The organism is Paenibacillus barcinonensis, assembly GCF_003217495.1.
GTDB lineage: Bacteria > Bacillota > Bacilli > Paenibacillales > Paenibacillaceae > Paenibacillus > Paenibacillus barcinonensis.
In genome coordinates this window covers 50,838-69,373 of the sequence record NZ_QJSW01000015.1, presented here as the reverse complement: position 1 = coordinate 69,373, position 18,536 = coordinate 50,838, and the positions used below count along the sequence as shown (strand labels likewise).

General features: G+C 47.3%; 10 protein-coding genes and 1 pseudogene. 10 read left to right on the top strand and 1 reads right to left on the bottom strand.

From position 1 onward, the window contains the following. Positions 1-288 precede the first annotated feature (288 nt). The 4 genes and pseudogenes from DFQ00_RS20115 to DFQ00_RS20100 all read left to right on the top strand — a co-directional run. Positions 289-1,197 (top strand): annotated as a pseudogene (locus DFQ00_RS20115) (NAD(P)-dependent oxidoreductase); the annotation flags it as partial. Between the two features lie 314 nt (positions 1,198-1,511). After that, complete coding sequence (locus tag DFQ00_RS20110) at positions 1,512-2,261, top strand: nuclease-related domain-containing protein (protein ID WP_110898275.1); 750 nt, start codon at positions 1,512-1,514, stop codon at positions 2,259-2,261. A gap of 339 nt (positions 2,262-2,600) precedes the next feature. Further along, positions 2,601-4,484: an ABC transporter ATP-binding protein gene (locus DFQ00_RS20105; protein WP_110898274.1), complete on the top strand. Its 1,884-nt coding sequence runs from the start codon at positions 2,601-2,603 to the stop codon at positions 4,482-4,484. Further along, on the top strand, positions 4,465-6,306 hold the full coding sequence (locus DFQ00_RS20100; RefSeq protein ID WP_110898273.1) for an ABC transporter ATP-binding protein: 1,842 nt from the start codon (positions 4,465-4,467) through the stop codon (positions 6,304-6,306). The genes DFQ00_RS20105 and DFQ00_RS20100 overlap by 20 nt, the downstream gene beginning before the upstream one ends. An 867-nt stretch (positions 6,307-7,173) precedes the next feature. On the opposite strand, the gene DFQ00_RS20090 is transcribed toward DFQ00_RS20100, so the two are convergent. Then, positions 7,174-8,874 carry a bifunctional metallophosphatase/5'-nucleotidase gene (locus tag DFQ00_RS20090; RefSeq protein WP_110898271.1) on the bottom strand — a complete coding sequence of 567 codons (1,701 nt, stop codon included), beginning with the start codon at positions 8,872-8,874 and terminating at the stop codon, positions 7,174-7,176. 275 nt (positions 8,875-9,149) lie between these two features. On the opposite strand from DFQ00_RS20090, the gene DFQ00_RS20085 reads away from it, so the two are divergent. From DFQ00_RS20085 to DFQ00_RS20060, 6 genes are all read left to right on the top strand, one after another. Then, positions 9,150-10,136 carry a phosphate/phosphite/phosphonate ABC transporter substrate-binding protein gene (locus DFQ00_RS20085; RefSeq protein WP_110898270.1) on the top strand — a complete coding sequence of 329 codons (987 nt, stop codon included), beginning with the start codon at positions 9,150-9,152 and terminating at the stop codon, positions 10,134-10,136. Positions 10,137-10,307: 171 nt separating this feature from the next. Next, positions 10,308-11,105 (top strand): phosphonate ABC transporter ATP-binding protein, encoded by a 798-nt coding sequence (gene phnC / locus DFQ00_RS20080; protein WP_110898269.1) that lies wholly within the window; start codon positions 10,308-10,310, stop codon positions 11,103-11,105. Beyond that, positions 11,102-11,968: a phosphonate ABC transporter, permease protein PhnE gene (phnE, locus tag DFQ00_RS20075; protein ID WP_110898268.1), complete on the top strand. Its 867-nt coding sequence runs from the start codon at positions 11,102-11,104 to the stop codon at positions 11,966-11,968. Before phnC ends, phnE (DFQ00_RS20075) begins: the two co-directional genes overlap by 4 nt. Beyond that, positions 11,965-12,777 carry a phosphonate ABC transporter, permease protein PhnE gene (gene phnE, locus DFQ00_RS20070; RefSeq protein WP_110898267.1) on the top strand — a complete coding sequence of 271 codons (813 nt, stop codon included), beginning with the start codon at positions 11,965-11,967 and terminating at the stop codon, positions 12,775-12,777. The genes phnE (DFQ00_RS20075) and phnE (DFQ00_RS20070) overlap by 4 nt, the downstream gene beginning before the upstream one ends. A 235-nt stretch (positions 12,778-13,012) precedes the next feature. Then, a complete protein-coding gene (locus tag DFQ00_RS20065; RefSeq protein ID WP_110898266.1) occupies positions 13,013-13,636 on the top strand; it encodes a hypothetical protein in 624 nt (207 codons plus the stop codon). Positions 13,637-13,667: 31 nt separating this feature from the next. Beyond that, positions 13,668-18,536, top strand: a 4,869-nt coding sequence (locus DFQ00_RS20060; protein ID WP_110898265.1) for an RCC1 domain-containing protein, incomplete at its 3' end; no start/stop codon positions are given.

Sequence of the window (18,536 nt, the reverse complement as noted above, 5' to 3'; positions counted from 1 at the left end):
TGAGCCGGTAATCCAGGATGGGATGAGGGTTCAGGTTGAGAGTTACGATGTATGATATAAGTATTCGCTAAATAGCGTAAGCGTATTGTTTCTCACGTAACGATCTGCAGAAGCTTTATTTCGCTAAAAACACATGATTCGCTCTCAGTTTGATATAAATTTCACCGAATAAGGTTTCCTGAGATCGTTAGAGAGGAATGCGATAAATATTCACCCTCTACACTCTTGTAAGCTGAGGTCGGGCCCGGCTCAAGGAAGTGTAGACGAGCACTATATCACGCAAGGAACAGGGAGGAATCTGCAATGACACAATCGGTAAAATCACCTGAAGAAACTAAAGTAGGCTTTATTGGAACTGGCGTTATGGGCAAAAGCATGGCGGGTCATATCCAGCGCGCAGGATATGCACTTCATGTATACACTCGTACCGCTGCTAAAGCAGAGGAGCTGGTGAATCAAGGGGCTGTCTGGCATGAGACACCTGCTGCATTGGCAGCGGTGTGTGATGTAATTATTACGATGGTCGGTTATCCGAAAGATGTGGAGGAGATTTATCTCGGGGAAAATGGGCTTGTGGCTCACGCTAAACCGGGCTCCTACCTGATTGACATGACGACCTCCAGTCCGCTGCTGGCCGCACGCATCTCGGAGGCAGCTGCAGCCCGAGGGCTGCATGCGCTGGACGCGCCTGTATCCGGCGGCGATATCGGCGCACGGGACGGCAGGCTGTCCATTATGGTAGGGGGGGACGCAGATGCCTTCGAGGCCGTGCGTCCGCTGTTTGAACAAATGGGCACCAACATCGTGCTGCAGGGCAAGCCGGGCGCCGGACAGCATACCAAAATGTGCAATCAGATTGCCATCGCTTCTGGCATGATGGGTGTATGCGAAGCACTCGCCTATGCCAAGACGTCGGGACTGGACGCGGAGAATGTGCTGAAAAGCATTGCGACAGGCGCAGCCGGAAGCTGGTCTCTCAGCAACCTTGGACCGCGTATGATCAAAGGCGACTATGAGCCTGGATTTTACGTGAAACATTTTATTAAGGATATGGGAATTGCTCTTGAGTCGGCCCAAGCAATGGGTATGAAAACCCCTGGACTGGCTCTTGCTGAATCGTTGTATCAGGAAATATCGAAGAATGGCATGGACGAGAAAGGTACACAGGTGTTGTACACTTACTATCTCCAGGCTTAGCATAAGGCGTGAACAATACAAAGGCAGCAGCGAACTCTTGGATGTATGGCAAGGGGCTGCTGTTTTTTCTTGAAATTTTAGTTATTTATTTGGAGTGGGACATGTGTCTGAAGTCGCAGATTGGGGTATTACACATCATGTGCTTTTGACATAACCATGAAATTGATCCAATGCCCTTTACTTTTGTTCGACTTTATCCGACATAAGGTATAGAAGTATTGCTTGATTATAAGGTGCCGAACCTCTGCACGATGTGGGGTAACGAAACATCTACATCATAAAAGTTGCCACTCTAAATAGAACGGAGCTTGCCCATGTTCAAGAAAATTCTGTCTCTGTTCAAGACACGACCGGAGCTTGCAAACCCACTTACAGATGCTATTCCGTCTGCCGCTTCCGTTTTGTCGCCAGCTACAAGTATTCCCCCTCGTATGACACGCAGTCGGCGCAAAAAGAAGAAGAAGTCTGATCCCGATTGGAGCAGCACGCCGCAAGAGCCTTCAACAGCCGAGCTTCTGATGGCTCTGCCTCGTGAGTATAGCGTGCTGAACGATCTGCTGGTCAGCAATCCGAAGTCGCGTTCAGGATATTCACAGGTTGATCATGTCGTTGTGGGACCGCGGGCGATTTTTGTGATCGAAACCCGGAATCTGACAACAGGAGAGATTCGCGGCGGTCGTCGGGAGGCCAATTGGTCTGTCAGCAGCAGTCGGGTCAAAATGTACAATCCGCTCATGCAGCACCGTGCCCATGTGGAAGCCATTCAAGCTCATCTTGGCGATTACAAGCGGGTTCGGGTGGTTTCTATGGTCACGTTTACGAATCGCTGCCGCATCAGCGTAGACCCGGCCATAAGGTACGTGAATTCTGATGAGCTAGTGATCTACGACCATGAATTAGTGGAAACGATTCAGCGCAAGACCGAACGGCTGGAGTCCGAGCTTCCCGAGACCTTGTATAAAGAACAGGATATTCTAGCGATTCGGGACATGCTGCATGCCGCGAATTCAACGGATCAACAGATTCGAGCCGAGCATATGGCTAAGGCCAAAGGGATTAAGTAAGACTGCTGCGATGCAGCGCCTGTTTTCAGGTAATGGTCCTAATTTTGAGGTAAATCGAGCATGACAAGTATCAACAGGATATCCTGAGTCTGGCTTAACAGACAGGGTATCCTTTTCATTTTTTTACTACAAATTGTAGTTCCCGAATGGTGGATTTCAGCATCTTGTTTGAGGTTAATAGTAAGAATGAGAAGAACGTAACGATGTAAAATGGAAAAATGCGATATAATAGTCGTATAGGTTACGTGAAATTTTACATAGAGTTAAAGAAAGAGAATAACGGAGCTGATGGCAACAATCTGGCGCAGGATCGCCTGAACGATGCTCCGGGCTGGAGGAATGGGAATGATCAAGCTGTTTGTTCACTTGAAAAAGTACCGGGTCGCCGCCATTGCAGCGTTAGTGATGATGCTGATTGAATTAACGGTGGAGCTGGCTCAGCCGTATCTGATCTCCAAAATTATTGATAACGGTATCCAGCAAGGGGACCTGAATGTCGTGTGGATGTGGGGAGGCGTGCTGGTGGTAAGTGCGCTGATCGCTTTTGCCGCAGGCATTGCAAGTTCATTTTTTGCCTCTCATGCCAGTCTGGGATTTGGATATGACCTGAGGGAGAAGCTTTATGAGAAGATGCAAACGTTTTCCTATGCGGTGTTTAACCGCTTTGCCACTTCATCGCTCATTACCCGATTGACCGGCGATGTCAGTCAGGTGCAGGATACCATTTTCATGAGTCTGCGCTTCATGACACGAGTGCCGCTGGTGGTGATTGGCAGCATGATCATGGCGGTGGTGGTGAACCCAAGGCTGGGATTGCTGCTGGTGGTTATGATACCTGTGCTGCTTGTCTTTGTCATCTGGATGATCAAAAAGGCAGCGCTGCTGTTCCGTAATGTGCAGCGCAGACTGGATGCCGTGAACGGTGTCATCCAGGAAAATCTGACAGGCATTCGGCTGATCCGTGTTTTTGTTCGGATGGGCCATGAGATTGAACGCTTTGCCGGCTTCAGCGGCAAGCTGATGAAGGGTACAATCTCCGCGCTGCGCCTGACGGAAACGACCATGCCGTTCATGCTGCTGATGATGAATGGCTGTATTATCGCCGTGTTATGGTTCGGGCGACTGGATATCGCCTCTGGTTCAGCAACAGTGGGTGAGGTCGTTGCTGTTATCAATTATCTGCTGCGTACGATCGGAGCGATGTCGGCGTTATCGTGGATTCTGGTTACCTTTTCTCGGGCAAGTGCTTCAGCACAGCGTCTGAATGAAGTGTTCGAGACAGAGGATACGTCGGAGACGGAACGGACGGAGCAGCGGAGCTTGGCTGGTCGGTCTGGACAGATGGGGCATCGTGAAAATGCTAGAACAGGTGTATCCGAGCGATGGTCGGATCGTGCTGACTCCACAAGTTCAAACCATCCTTCAGGAGGCTCTGGTTCTACACGCAACGAACAGAATTCTCGTGCTGTACAGGGTGCGGTGGAGTTTCGCAACGTTCGTTTCAGTTACCCCAATAGCGAGATTAAAGTGCTTGAGAATATTTCGTTCTCAGCCAAAGCAGGGGAACGAATTGCCATCATGGGCGCAACCGGATCAGGAAAAACATCTTTGGTGCAGCTTATTCCGCGATTGTATACCGAAGAACAGGGCGAAGTGTGTATTGATGGCACCAATGCGTCAGCGCTGGATTTGCCGACGCTTCGCGGTTCAATCGGCTATGTGCCTCAAGAAGTCATTTTATTCACTGGCTCCGTGCGGGAGAATATTGCTTGGGGACGTGAGGATGCGACGATGCAGGAGATTGTGGAGGCTGCGAGGGGTGCGCAAATTCATGAGACGATCGAGCAGCTTCCGAATGGATATGATACGTTGCTGGGTCAAAGGGGGGTTAACCTTTCCGGTGGGCAGAAGCAGCGTCTCTCGATTGCGCGAGCTTTGGTGCGCCGTCCAAGCATTCTCATTCTGGATGACAGCACAAGTGCACTGGATGTAGCGACCGAAGGTCGCCTGCTGGATGCGTTAGAAGAGCTCTCCTGTACGACGTTTATTATTACACAGAAGATCAGCTCGACGACTTCGGCCGACTTGATCCTGTTATTGGACGATGGCCAGCTAATTGGACAGGGCAAGCATGAAGACTTGATGGAGTCGTCGGCATTGTATCGCCGAATCCATGAATCACAATACGGGGAGGGTGCTCAGTATGTTCAAAGCATTCATTGAGCCGTTCCGTCAGCCACGGCCTGCACTTGATCCCGAATCACTTCGTTCAGGCAGTGGACGCAAGCCGAAGGCAAGAGCCAAGAACTGGTCAGGTACACTGGGGCGCATCTGGAGCTACCTTGCACGCCGTAAGGTAAAGCTTTCGCTAGTGCTGCTAATGGTTTTTGCCAGCTCTGCTCTGGCCTTGCTTGGTCCTTATATGGTCGGCGTGGCGGTGGATCAATTTATTGACGGAAAAGCGACTAGCTCTAGCTGGATCACTTTTCTGCTGGGACTGACAGCGGTGTATATCCTCTTTTCACTTACCTCTTGGCTGCAAAATATATGGATGATTGAGATTGCTCAGGAAACGGTATTTCGAATGCGTTATGACCTGTTCTCTCATCTGCACAAATTGCCAATTCCGTTCTTTGGTAAACGTCAGCAGGGGGAGATTATGAGCCGGGTGACCAATGATATTGAGAATGTCAGCAGTACGCTGAACAGCTCGGCTATTCAGATTTTTTCAAGTGTGTTAACCTTGCTTGGCACACTAGGGGTAATGCTGTGGCTTAGTCCGCTGCTGACCTTGCTTACATTTATCGTTGTGCCTCTGATGGCTCTCGGCATGAGATGGATTACCCGCCGAACTGGCCCGCTTTTCAAAGAGCGGCAGCGCAATCTGGGCGAACTCAACGGTTATATTGAGGAAACGTTATCCGGGCAGCGCATCATCAAGGCTTTTTCACAGGAGGAGCGGGTTATTCGCGGCTTTGAAGAGCGGAATATGCGTATCCGCATCTCGGCCTTCTGGGCGCAGACCATATCTGGTTTTATCCCGAAGCTGATGAATGGGCTTAACAACCTGAGTTTCGCGATTGTAGCGGGGATCGGGGGGATTTTGGCTATTCAGGGTTCTGTGACCGTGGGAGTCATCATTATCTTTGTAGAATATGCGCGTCAATTCACACGTCCGTTAAACGATTTGGCGAATCAGTGGAACACGCTGTTGTCTGCGATTGCGGGTGCTGAGCGGGTGTTCGAGGTGCTGGACGAGGATGAGGAGGCCAAGGACGAAGGGGCAGCAATTGCTTTGGATAAAATGGAGGGCAACGTCCGGTTCGACAACGTATCGTTCGGATACGATGAAGGGCGTGATATTTTGCGCGGTATTAGCTTCCAGGCTAGGCCCGGCGAGATGATTGCGCTGGTGGGGCCAACGGGAGCGGGGAAAACCACGCTGATTCAGCTATTATCCCGTTTCTATGATCCGACAAGTGGAGCCATTACCGTTGATGGACATCCGATGACAAGCATTCGGCGTGAAAATCTGCGCTCACATATGGCATTTGTGTTGCAGGATTCATTTTTGTTTCAAGGAACGATCCGTGAAAATATCAGGTTCGGACGGCTGGATGCCACGGATGAAGAGGTGGAGGCTGCCTCTAAAATGGCGAATGCACACTCCTTCATCATGCGAATGAAGGATGGATACGACCGTGTGCTTCAAGCAGATGGAAGCGGCATCAGCCAAGGGCAGAAGCAGTTGCTTGCCATTGCCCGGGCCATTTTGGCTGACCCGTCCATTCTGGTGCTGGACGAGGCCACCAGCAGCATTGACACCGTGACCGAGATCAAAATTCAGGAAGGGCTCGAACGTTTGATGCAAGGCCGCACCAGCTTTGTCATTGCGCACAGGCTGAACACGATCCGTCAGGCTGATCGGATTTTGGTGCTGAAGGATGGACAGCTGCTGGAGCAGGGATCGCATAACGAACTGCTGAAGCAGGGCGGATTCTATAGTGAGCTGTACCATAGCCAACTGCGGAAGAAGGCACAGTAGTCTGCAAACGGATTGGATCGGAATGAAGCGATGAGAAGATACGGGAGTACAATAAATCAAAGTAGAGTAAATCAAAGTAAAGCATGGTGCAACGCGCCAATAGGTCAAGCAGGGGCTGAGAATTTTGTGGAAGCAGAGATGTGAATGGGCGTGGGAGCGTACAGCAGGAGATATGATGGTGCAAAGTGCTGCTGCTGTCATATCCGATAGGTGTGCTACTTTCTCTGTTCTGCTGGATGTTTTATCATTTTGGGAAAAACAGGACGGCCATCGCAGTGGCTAATCTTTTTCTCATATGGCTGGTTCCGTTGCTTATTTTGATTGCATTGAAGAATGAATATGAAGTAGAACAAAGAGGACTTCCGTAAAGTCATTGGTTATGACGGGAAGTCCTCTTTAATATGTTACGCAATCAGTCAAGACAGCTTGGCGAATTTGGAGAAGGCATAGGGCAGCTATACTCTAACGTTCACAGGAAACCTTATCTGCCTGTTGTTTTTACCCAAGTCTAAAATGTAACGATTCTGATTGACGCTATTTAGCGAGATGCAGCACATTTGGAGCTGGAATAATGGTTTTCTGGAGGAATGAGGCCACTAGTGATCGCTAGAATTCAGTTCGATGGAAAATGAGCAGAATAAGTTCGCTCAGGATCATTACAATCATTGTGTAGAGGTCTCCACTTCCTGCTCATGCTACCTCTCCGCCCGAGTATCACAGTACACCAGTTAGTGGAGCATACTCCCCGTCGCCTGAGCACCGCAGTATGCCAGTTGATTTAAAAGACTGTCCCCCTCTGTGCGTCTGGACGTTATTGTCACGACCTTTAATACATGACAAGGTTCATATGAACCTGTATTTGCTCCTTTAACAAGTCACCTTCCAGTTATGCACTTCATTTACCTGCAACGGCTGGTGCCGGCGAATATAATCTTCCACGAGTGCCGCCATATCTGTGGCGCCTTCGTGCAGCACTTTTTTGCCCGGATACATCGCATAATCTCCACCGCCTGCAGCACGATAGCTGTTCATCACCACAGCGTAAGTTGCGTCCATCTCCAGCGGTTTGCCTTCACGCTCCAACTGTACCACACGGCTACCAACCGTCTTAGAGATGTCCAGTTCGTATTCGATCCCGGCCCACATGTCGTAATTATAATGCTGAGGTTTGGGCTGCATGTATGCGGGATTCACGGCCACTTTGCCTGAAGCGTCTAGCTCGAAATACCGTGCGGTCTGCTCCAGTGCCTCCCGAATATCCGCTCCGCTCAGTTCAAGCACAGTCAGGGTGTTAGGATAAATGAAGTTTGATAACACATCACGTACCGTAATCTGTCTGCCGAATCCGCGAGCCTCTTCGCTAAGCATCGCTGTGTTGGATAATTGAGCACCTGTTGCTTCGAGCTGTACCTGATGCACAAATTCAATAAAAGGATGCGCCTGAAGCCGAAGCTGCGCGGCGCTCGCAATAGACAAATCACCATCCCCCGCGACTTCGCCAATCGGTTGATCCAGCCATGTCTGTGCGGAGGCCTCCAGCTCTTCAGTCAGCTTCATCACGAGTGGGTCAGGCTTGAGATCGGGGTGCTCATCCAGCAGCAATAAACGCGCTTTTTTGTCCGTCACTGCCCATTTGCCGCCCGGCAGCTGCTCAAGCTGTACTGACACATGACCTGCTGCACTTCCGTTGAATCCGGGTTGAATCACGGTTACCCCATGAATTTCGGCGGTCAACTGGCGGTGCTGATGCCCCGTGAGCAATACATCAATACCTTCGATCTCCCGGCAGATGGCATAGGCCTGATTTTCCCCCGTTAAACGCTCCGCAGGCTCTCCCGTTTCCAGATCACACTCGAACCCGCCATGATAACTGACCACCAGCACATCGGGGTGTTCATATTCACGAATGTATGCCACCCACGCACGAATGGTTTCCAGTGCATCCAGAAAGTGCAGACCTTCGATATTTTTTGGATGTTCCCAGTTGGGAATGTAATGTGTGGTGGCGCCGAGCAACGCAATTTTTACGCCGGAAGAGAGTGTTTTGACCAGATACGGATGGCCAAAAGCAGGGGTGCCCGCCCCGGCAGGTGCGCTAGCGAGTTCTTCAAGGTGCATATTATCCGTGAGGGCAGTGGCATGAAGCTCTTTATGCGAAAGTTCTGGCGTTTGCTGCTCCCCTTTCATCACAATGTTGGCAGACAGCCACGGAAAGGCTGAACTTTTCACCGCTCCGAATAGCAGCTCCTGCCCATAGTTGAACTCATGATTACCCGGCACAGCGGCATCGTATCCAAGCTCATTTAACACGTTAATGAAAGGATGGATACCATCTTTGGCAATGTGCGAAGCCGCATACGAGGCAAGGGGGGAGCCTTGCAGCAAGTCTCCGTTGTCAATGAGCAGCAGCTCAGGTGAGCGCTCCCCTTCCTGGCGAATAAGAGAGGCCAGCAGAGCGAGACCTGCTGGACGATATGCATTGGTATTGTAATGGATCGGGCGAATGGCCCCGTGAAGGTCGCTGGTGAACATGAATTCAACGTTTGTTGTAGGGGGAATGCGAGTCATTTTACAATCTCCTCTAATATATAAGTTTAGATATATGGCATGAATAGCATATACAGAAGACGAAATGACCTAAATCAGAGGCGGAAAGCCTGAATCTACGTGTATTTCATCCTGTATCATCGACCATAATGAGCCTATTTTAACAGATGATCGTCAAGCTGACAGCATGACAAGAAACTTTACAAAACTCCAAAGTTCGTTTCACATCACGCGAATATTTGCCAATTATAGTAGATAAGTATTGAAAAATAGAAAAACTTTTGGAGGGTGTTCGATTGAAGAAGTCTGCTTTATTTTTACCATTGTTAATTTTAGTTCTGTTCCTGAGTGCATGCGGGTCTAACGCTACAACCAATTCATCGAGCGAAGCTCAGGCGAGTTCGGGCACATCCGGCACATCGACAGAACCAGCTGAGAAAGACAAAACGGCTGATGGTTATGTTCCAACGGAATTGACGGTGCAATTCGTTCCTTCCCAGAATGCAGACACCCTTGAAGCGAAGGCTAAACCGCTGGAGAAGCTGCTTGGCGACAAGCTGGGTATCCCGGTAAAAGTCAGCGTATCGACAGACTATAACACGATCATTGAAGCGATGGCTTCCAAAAAAGTAGATGTAGGTTTCCTGCCTCCAACGGCTTATGTACTGGCGAAGGAAAAAGGGGCAGCACAGGTGATTTTGCAAGCTCAACGCTTTGGTGTGAATGATGAGACGGGCGCTCCGACAGAGCAACTGGCAGATTCGTATAAATCCATGATTATTGTGAAAAAAGACTCCCCGATCCAGTCCATTGAGGATCTGAAAGGTAAAAAAATTGCCTATCAGAACGTAACGTCCTCTGCGGGTTATGTATGGCCTGCGGCACTGCTGATGGATCGCGGCATTGATCCGCTCAAGGATGTACAGCCTGTAACCGTTAAAGGCCATGACCAAGGGGTTATCGCTGTATTGAACGGTGATGTAGATGCAGCAGCTATTTTCCAGGATGCCCGTAATACGGTGTCCAAAGACTACCCGAATGTATTTAAAGACACACGCGTGCTTGCATTCACTGAGCCAATTCCGAACGATACGATTGCTGTTCGCAGCGATATGAATGCAGATTGGACTGCCAAGATCAAACAAGCCTTCATTGATATCGGTAAAGATACGGAAGGACATCAGATCATCAAAGAAATCTACACGCACGAAGGTTATGTGGCATCCGATGACAGCAAGTTTGATATCGTTCGTCAGTATAACGAGAAAGTGAAAAAAGAGTAGTTTTTCAGATGATGTGTATCGCTCACAACAGTGAACAGGCCAGTTCAGCGTAATTAGCGCTGCGCTGGCTTGTGCCATTATTACCAGAACTCTCGGCAGGCTGGTACGGCCAGGCATAGCAAAATGTGCAGGAGCATGTAAGAAACTAAGGATGAAAGAAGGATTAACGCGATGATTGAGCTTCACAATGTGACCAAAACGTATGCCAACGGCACGAAAGGCCTGAATAACATCAATTTGAAATTTAAGCAGGGAGAATTTATCGCGGTGGTCGGTTTGTCTGGCGCAGGCAAATCCACATTACTGCGTTCCATCAACCGGCTGCATGATATTAGTGAAGGTGAGATTTTGATTAACGGCAGTTCCATCACCAAGGCACAAGGCAAACGTCTGCGTATGATTCGCCGGGATATCGGCATGATCTTCCAGAGCTTTAATCTGGTCAAACGCTCTAGCGTGCTGCGCAACGTATTGGCTGGTCGGGTGGGGTACCATTCCACACTTCGCACCATTCTGGGCCGTTTTCCCAAGGAGGATGTCGAGCTTGCCTTTGACGCACTGGATCGGGTGAATATCTCCGAAAAAGCTTATTCCCGTGCGGACCAGCTGTCTGGTGGACAGCAGCAGCGTGTAGCGATTGCGCGTGTGCTTGCACAGGAAGCAAAAATTATTCTGGCAGATGAGCCCGTTGCCTCACTTGATCCGCTGACGACCAAACAGGTTATGGATGATCTCAAACGAATCAATCAGGACCTTGGAATTACAACCATTGTTAATCTGCACTTTATTGATCTTGCAAGAGAGTATGCGACACGCATCGTTGGCCTGCGGGCGGGCGAAGTGGTATTTGACGGCCCGGTGGAAGAGGCGACGGATGAGCGCTTTGCTGAAATTTATGGCAGACCGATTCTGGCAGATGAGTTGCTGGACAAGCAGGCTGTGCATGAGCAGGGAGAAGTGCTGGTATGAAGCAAGAAGCTAACGTTTCATTGCAGAATGCAGGTGGATCGGCAGGGAAAGGAAGGGGGCCGGGCTCTGGAGCCAGTCCGAGTCAGGTCGTACATCGTCCTAAACCGCCAGGTCGTACCAAACATGTGCTGACACTGGTGCTCATTTTGCTACTGCTATGGGCGAGTGCGAAGCAGACGGGAGCGGGGATCACTGATTTAATTACGGGAATCCCTGAGATGTGGAAGCTGCTGAAGGAGATGTTTCCACCGCGCTGGAGTTATTTTGACAACATCGTACAGGGCATGCTGGAGACGATTCGTATGGCGCTGCTGGGCACGACAATTGGCGCGATTCTCGCGATTCCGATCTCGATTATCTGTGCGGGTAATCTGGCGCCAAGCCGCTGGATTTATTATCCGGCACGTTTTCTGCTGAACCTTATTCGTACGATACCCGATCTGCTACTGGCGGCACTGTTTGTTGCTGTATTTGGATTGGGGCCGGTTCCGGGTATTCTCGCACTGGCTGTATTCTCGGTAGGGCTGATTGCCAAGCTTACGTATGAAACACTGGAGACGATTGACAAGGGGCCGCTTGAAGCGATGACCGCTGTAGGCATGAACCGGATTCAGCTCATTGTGTACGGTGTTGTTCCTCAAATTGCGGCACAGTTTACGTCTTACGTGCTGTATGCCTTCGAGATTAACGTGCGTGCCGCCGCCATTCTGGGATTGGTCGGAGCCGGAGGTATCGGACTTTATTATGAAGCGACACTCGGGTTCTTGGAGTATGACAAGACCAATACGATTATTATTTTCACACTGGCGATTGTTCTGATTATCGACTATGTGAGCACTAAGCTGCGGGAGAAATTGTTATGATGAAAAATGAAGCGAGCCGTATACGGCCAAGACCCACACAACGGAGAAACCCGCTGCGCTGGATCATTATTTTGTTATTAATTCTAGTCTATGCGTGGGCACTTGCGGGCGTACCGTTTACGGGTTTCAAGGAAACTGCCGGACAAATTATGAAGGCGATAGTTGCAGGCATTTTCTCGCCCGACTGGAATTTTGTCTATTTGCCGGAAGGCGAGGATTTGCTGCGTGGATTGCTCGATACATTGGCGATTTCTGTATTGGGTACCGTGATCTCCGCCGTGCTCTGTATCCCGTTTGCCTTCTGGTCTGCACGCAATATGAGCGGACATCGAGCCATCTCGGGTGCGGGGAAAATGATGCTCAGCTTCATCCGCACGTTCCCGGAGATTATTATGGCTCTCTTGTTCATCAAGGCTGTCGGTCCTGGCTCGTTCGCCGGGGTGTTGGCTCTGGGACTGCACTCGATCGGCATGCTGGGTAAGCTGTTTGCGGATGAGGTTGAGAATATTGATTACGGCCCGTCCGAGGCGCTATTGGCTTCAGGGGCAACCCGGATGCAGCAGCTATGGTTTGCCATCCTGCCGCAGGTCATTCCAGGCTTCCTGAACTATACGCTGTATCGTTTTGAGATTAATGTGCGTTCTGCCACGATTCTTGGTGTGATCGGCGCAGGTGGTATCGGAACACCGCTGATCTTTGCACTCAGTACACGCAACTGGCCGCGTGTCGGCATTATCCTGCTCGGCATCATCGTGATGATCACGATCATTGACCTGATCTCGGGATATATTCGCAAGAAGCTGGTGTAAGTTAAGGAATTGAAGTGGTATGGAAAAGGGCTATCTTTTGCTGGGTTATGCGGCAGGAGGTAGTCTTGTTTCTGTTGGTTGTAGATTCACAGGCTCTAAATCTAGTTATGTGTTCGTAGTTTCTTATCTGTCTCATAAGATAAGTGGTGAAAATATATTTGCAATTTGCTTAATTTTCTATTCAATTATTTGTAAGTTATTCCGATTTTAATATGGGAAGGGGATGAATTTCATTTTGAGAATTATTTTACCTATATTTGTATCGATATTGAGTATTGGTGGAGGAGGGCTTTTTGCTTATTTCTTACTTATATTGATTCTATCAGTGGATGGTGGAGGTTTTAGGATTTTCATTGGTCCGCCCAAAAGCCAGACTCTCCTTATACTAGCCTTGATACTTCTGCCGTTTGTTATCGCCGTATATATCCTTAACAAGAAGAAACAGAATGCTATAAAAAAAACAATCATTGCTTCTTTTGTAGCAAGTTTTGTAATGAGTTTTATATTAATACCATACCAAAGCGCAATTCTCGATTTTTTTAAAACTCCTTCGAAACATGTTCAATCGGAGATACGAAGTCAAGTCCAACAAGTTATTGATCGTAACCAACTGCCATTTGTTATAGATCAGAAAGAAAGCGAAAGTTGGACCGATGACGAAGTAGTACGTACAGTTGTTTATTTGAGAAAAATACAAGAAGGTGACATAGAAAAAAACGAGGTGAGAGCGTTTATTGGTACAGCATTTGAAACGGATGTTAAGCTAGTTTTTAACGACCAATTGGTGGTCAATTATGTCACGGTTATCATTGACAAGGGCAAAGAAGTGGATTGCACAAATGAGTCCTATTGTAAATAAGCTTAGTATAGAAAGAGAGTGAGTTTGTGACATGAGAGGTATATACAGTAGAAATTTTACAATTATATTCATTATTGGAATTATATTTTATTTTGGGGTTTTTAATTTTTTGGGGGTTACAAATGAGGCTTATGCAGCTACAAATGTGTGGGCTGAAAAAAGTAAGGTCGAGTTTGGTGAGAGTATAAAAATTCACTATAATTTCGATGACAGAGAGCATGCAGTGAAGATTAATATTTTTCGGAATGGAAATATGATAGATACACGCTTCAATTTTGATACCTCTATTTCGAATATCTTAAATTATTCCTCGTACAATGAGGAAGGAGCATATAAATTTGAAATTATTCCTCTGGATGTAAGCGGATATAGTGAACAAGTTATTGTTAAGGTATTCAAGCATAGAGTGATTTTTATTCCAGGGATTATGGGTTCAGAGTTGTATTCTGGATCAACAAAATTGTGGATTCCTGGCGGGAATCCATTAAATAAAATTCCTAAATTGGAAATGGATAGAAACGGTGATTCTGTAGATAGGAGTATCTATGCAGGAGCACCTGAAGACGAATTCTATAAAACAATACATGATTATTTAAACAAGAAATTTTTTGTTATTGATTTCGGATATGACTGGCGTTTGGGAGCTAACAAAAATGCTAAACTTTTAAAAGATAAAGTGACCGCTGCAAAGGCATCTTCTCCAGATAGTAAAATATATCTAGTTGCCCACAGTATGGGAGGGATTATTGCTACAGAATATATTAATCTTGGTAATGGGAGCAATGTTGATAAACTTGTAACAATAGGCACCCCTTACTTAGGTGCCCCAAAGGCTGCGTACACATTTGAGACTGGAAATGCAACTGGGTCTCAATGGAAAGATGGCGCAGTAGGTTTCCAAATTAAAGCTATCATGCCTAATATATTGTCTGCCTATGAATTGTTACCTTCAAGAAAGTACTTCTCGCTTAACAATACATATTATCTTACACATAGCCTAGAGTATCTCTCATCTGGAAAAAGGAGTGACAACCGATTAATACAAAAGTTTAAAGATTATGAATCTACAAAGAAACAATTAGAATCAAGACCCTGGTCTAACGACACAATGTTAGAAAATGCAGATAAGCTACACAAAAACCTCAACATTATAAATAATCTTAATTCTGTAGATTCGTATTACATTATAGGAGATAAAATTAGTACTTTAGGAGAAATGAGGACTTACAGTGTTCAACAATCTCTTAATGATCTGAGAGTTATTCAAGGTGACGGCACTGTACCTACAATTAGTGCAAGCGTAGGTAAAAGTCTCGTTCCTAGCAAAACATATTATATTCAGGAAGAGCATACCAAGCTTCCAGGGAATGTAAACGTTCAAAAACAAGTTGAAAATATTCTTTTGGGTAATCCAGGTCAACTTGCACCTAATATTCGTAAATTCACCGAAACTACCAAAACACTGAAACTCAAAATTGAGTCCCCTGTTGATTTGAATGTTTATGATAATTCGGGAAACCACTTGGGATTCGGTGAGACAGGAGAGCTTGAAGAAAATATTCCGTTTGCGAGTTTTTATACCGATGGAGAGACAAAAATTGCTCTTTTGAACGATGGGGATTATAACGTAAAACTACAGGGAACGGGTTATGGGGACATGATCTACTCTCTGGTGTGGTCAAATGAACAAGATGAAGAAGTCAGAACAGTTAGATTTGATGAGATTGCTGTGACTCCTAATACTGTTTTTACTTCTGGGACTAATTCAAACGGTGAGATCGAACTTAGAATTGATGAGAATGGTGATGGGAATATCGACAGTACCATTACTCCTTCAGTCGATTTGAATGCCGCGGGCACTCAAGATGAAATCAAACCAACGATTAGCTCTGCCATGCTAGGTGTAAAAGGTGTGAATGAATGGTATGGAAAAGATGCTGCATATAAATTAACAGGTAAAGATGATGAATCAGGAATATATAAAGTATTTTATAGCTTAGATGATTCTGATTTCAAAGAATACACCGATCCAATTAAATTGCCTGAAACCGGCATTTATAAATTTAAATCTTTTGCAAGAGACAAAAATAGAAACGACTCTGATGTACTTGAGGAAACGATTAAAGTAGATACAACCAATCCTTCCAACCCGAAGATGGTTGTAGAACCTTTGAAATGGACGAACAAGTTTGTCAGTGTGACACTGTTAGATGCGGAGGATAAAGATAGCGGATTTCAAATATATCAATACAAAATTGGTGAGAATAGCAAATGGATTAATTACAAAGAACCTGTAATCATCAGTAATGAAGGATTGCATAAAGTGTTCGCCAGAACGCTAGATAATGTATTCAATTCAAGTGAGGTAGTCTCTGGAGAGGCAAAGGTAGATAAGACTCCTCCCTCCAAGCCAACAGGTTTTAAAACAGTAGTTAGAGATATTAATCAATTAAAAATTAGTTGGGAGAGTTCTACTGATAACGTAGAGGTAGTCGGATACGACGTATACCTGAATTCGACCTATCTCACTAATGTAAGAGATTCTGAATACACATTTACTAATTTAACCAAGGGGACCTCTTATTCTATAAAAATAGTCGCCCGAGATGAAGCAGAAAACTCATCAGAAGATGGACTGTATTATGAAAGTACACCATCTAATCTTATAAGTACAAGGACTAACCATACTATCAGAATGAAGACAGATGGAACCGTATGGAGCTGGGGAAATAACGCGAACGGACAACTCGGCGATGGCACCACAACTAACAAAACGACCGCCGTGCAGGTAGAGGGGTTAAACGACATTCTAACCGTGGCAGCGGGAGACACGTACAGCTTGGCGCTGAAACGGGATGGAACCGTGTGGTCATGGGGAGGTAATGTGAATGGGGAACTGGGCACCGGAGATACAAAAACTTCTCTCGTACCCGTTCAAATTCCGGGGTTAAAAGGGATTGTAGGGCTTGCATCCGGCTGGGATGCAAGCTACGCCTTAAAACGAGATGGAACTGTGTGGTCGTGGGGAGCTAACAACTTTGGACAATTGGGTGATCGTACATCTGATCGACGACTTATCCCTGCGCAAGTCCCATATATCAGCGGGGTCAGTGCATTGTCAGCTGGAAGTGGCTTTGCACTGGCACTTAAAAGTGATGGTACCGTGTGGGGCTGGGGAAATGCCAGTTCGAATCAGTTAGGCAACAAGGGGCAAGTCCAAACGGTCTGGAAAGCTGAAATGATTGCAGGTCTAAGTAATATTAAAGGTATTGAAGCAGGCCGGAGTGCTGGGTTGGCGTTAACAGCAAATGGAGATCTCTATCGTTGGGGATCCGCAGGATTGGACAATGTACCTACACCGAGCAAATGGCAAGTTGGAGTGAAAGCGATGTCCGGAGGCAGTGGTACAACTCAAGTCGTGAAAAATGACGGAAGCTTGTGGGTGCTGGGCCACAATGCGTATGGCGAACTCGGTCTTGGACATACACAAGCCATGACTTCGCTGATACAGAACAGGAATATGAGCAATGTAGTGGCCACAGCTGGAGGATTTAATGCAACGTTTGCCATGAAGTCTGACGGAAGTGTATGGTCTTTTGGACAAAATGACAAAGGTCAGTTGGGAGACGGGACGGTCACGAGCCGCATGGTACCGGTTAAAGTGCTGGATAACGTGGCTCCGCAAATTAAGTTAGGTTACCCGACTGGAAGTCAAGGAACACCACAGGTAGCCAACATTAGTCATCCGTCCATTATGTGGACCCAAACGGATGCAGAACTGACGGTATTTGCCGCGTATCAAGTGCAAATTTTGAATGAAGCGGGTCAAGTCATCGTGGATACCGATGTGATCAACCAGGCGGTGACTGCGGCTATAAATTCGTGGACGGTGGATCAGGAGTTGCCTGTGGGCGTACCGCTGAAAGTGCAAGTGCGAGTAAAAGATGAAAGCGCGTGGTCTAACTGGTCCGAAGTAGGATGGATGACCATTGGAGAAGAAGGAAATACGGGCACGATCGAAGCCCACATGTCCACAAGCACTTCCCACAGCGTACTCGTGAAACCGGATGGAAGCGTATGGAGCTGGGGGAATAACGCGAACGGACAACTCGGCGATGGCACCACAACTAACAAAACGACCGCCGTGCAGGTAGAGGGGTTAAACGACATTCTAACCGTGGCAGCGGGAGACACGTACAGCTTGGCGCTGAAACGGGATGGAACCGTGTGGTCATGGGGAGGTAATGTGAATGGGGAACTGGGCACCGGAGATACGAAAACTTCTCTCGTACCCGTTCAAATTCCGGGGTTAAAAGGGATTGTAGGGCTTGCATCCGGCTGGGATGCAAGCTACGCCTTAAAACGAGATGGAACCGTGTGGTCGTGGGGAGCTAACAACTTTGGACAATTGGGTGATCGTACATCTGATCGACGACTTATCCCTGCGCAAGTCCCATATATCAGCGGGGTCAGTGCATTGTCAGCTGGAAGTGGCTTTGCACTGGCACTTAAAAGTGATGGTACCGTGTGGGGCTGGGGAAATGCCAGTTCGAATCAGTTAGGCAACAAGGGGCAAGTCCAAACGGTCTGGAAAGCTGAAATGATTGCAGGTCTAAGTAATATTAAAGGTATTGAAGCAGGCCGGAGTGCTGGGTTGGCGTTAACAGCAAATGGAGATCTCTATCGTTGGGGATCCGCAGGATTGGACAATGTACCTACACCGAGCAAATGGCAAGTTGGAGTGAAAGCGATGTCCGGAGGCAGTGGTACAACTCAAGTCGTGAAAAATGACGGAAGCTTGTGGGTGCTGGGCCACAATGCGTATGGCGAACTCGGTCTTGGACATACACAAGCCATGACTTCGCTGATACAGAACAGGAATATGAGCAATGTAGTGGCC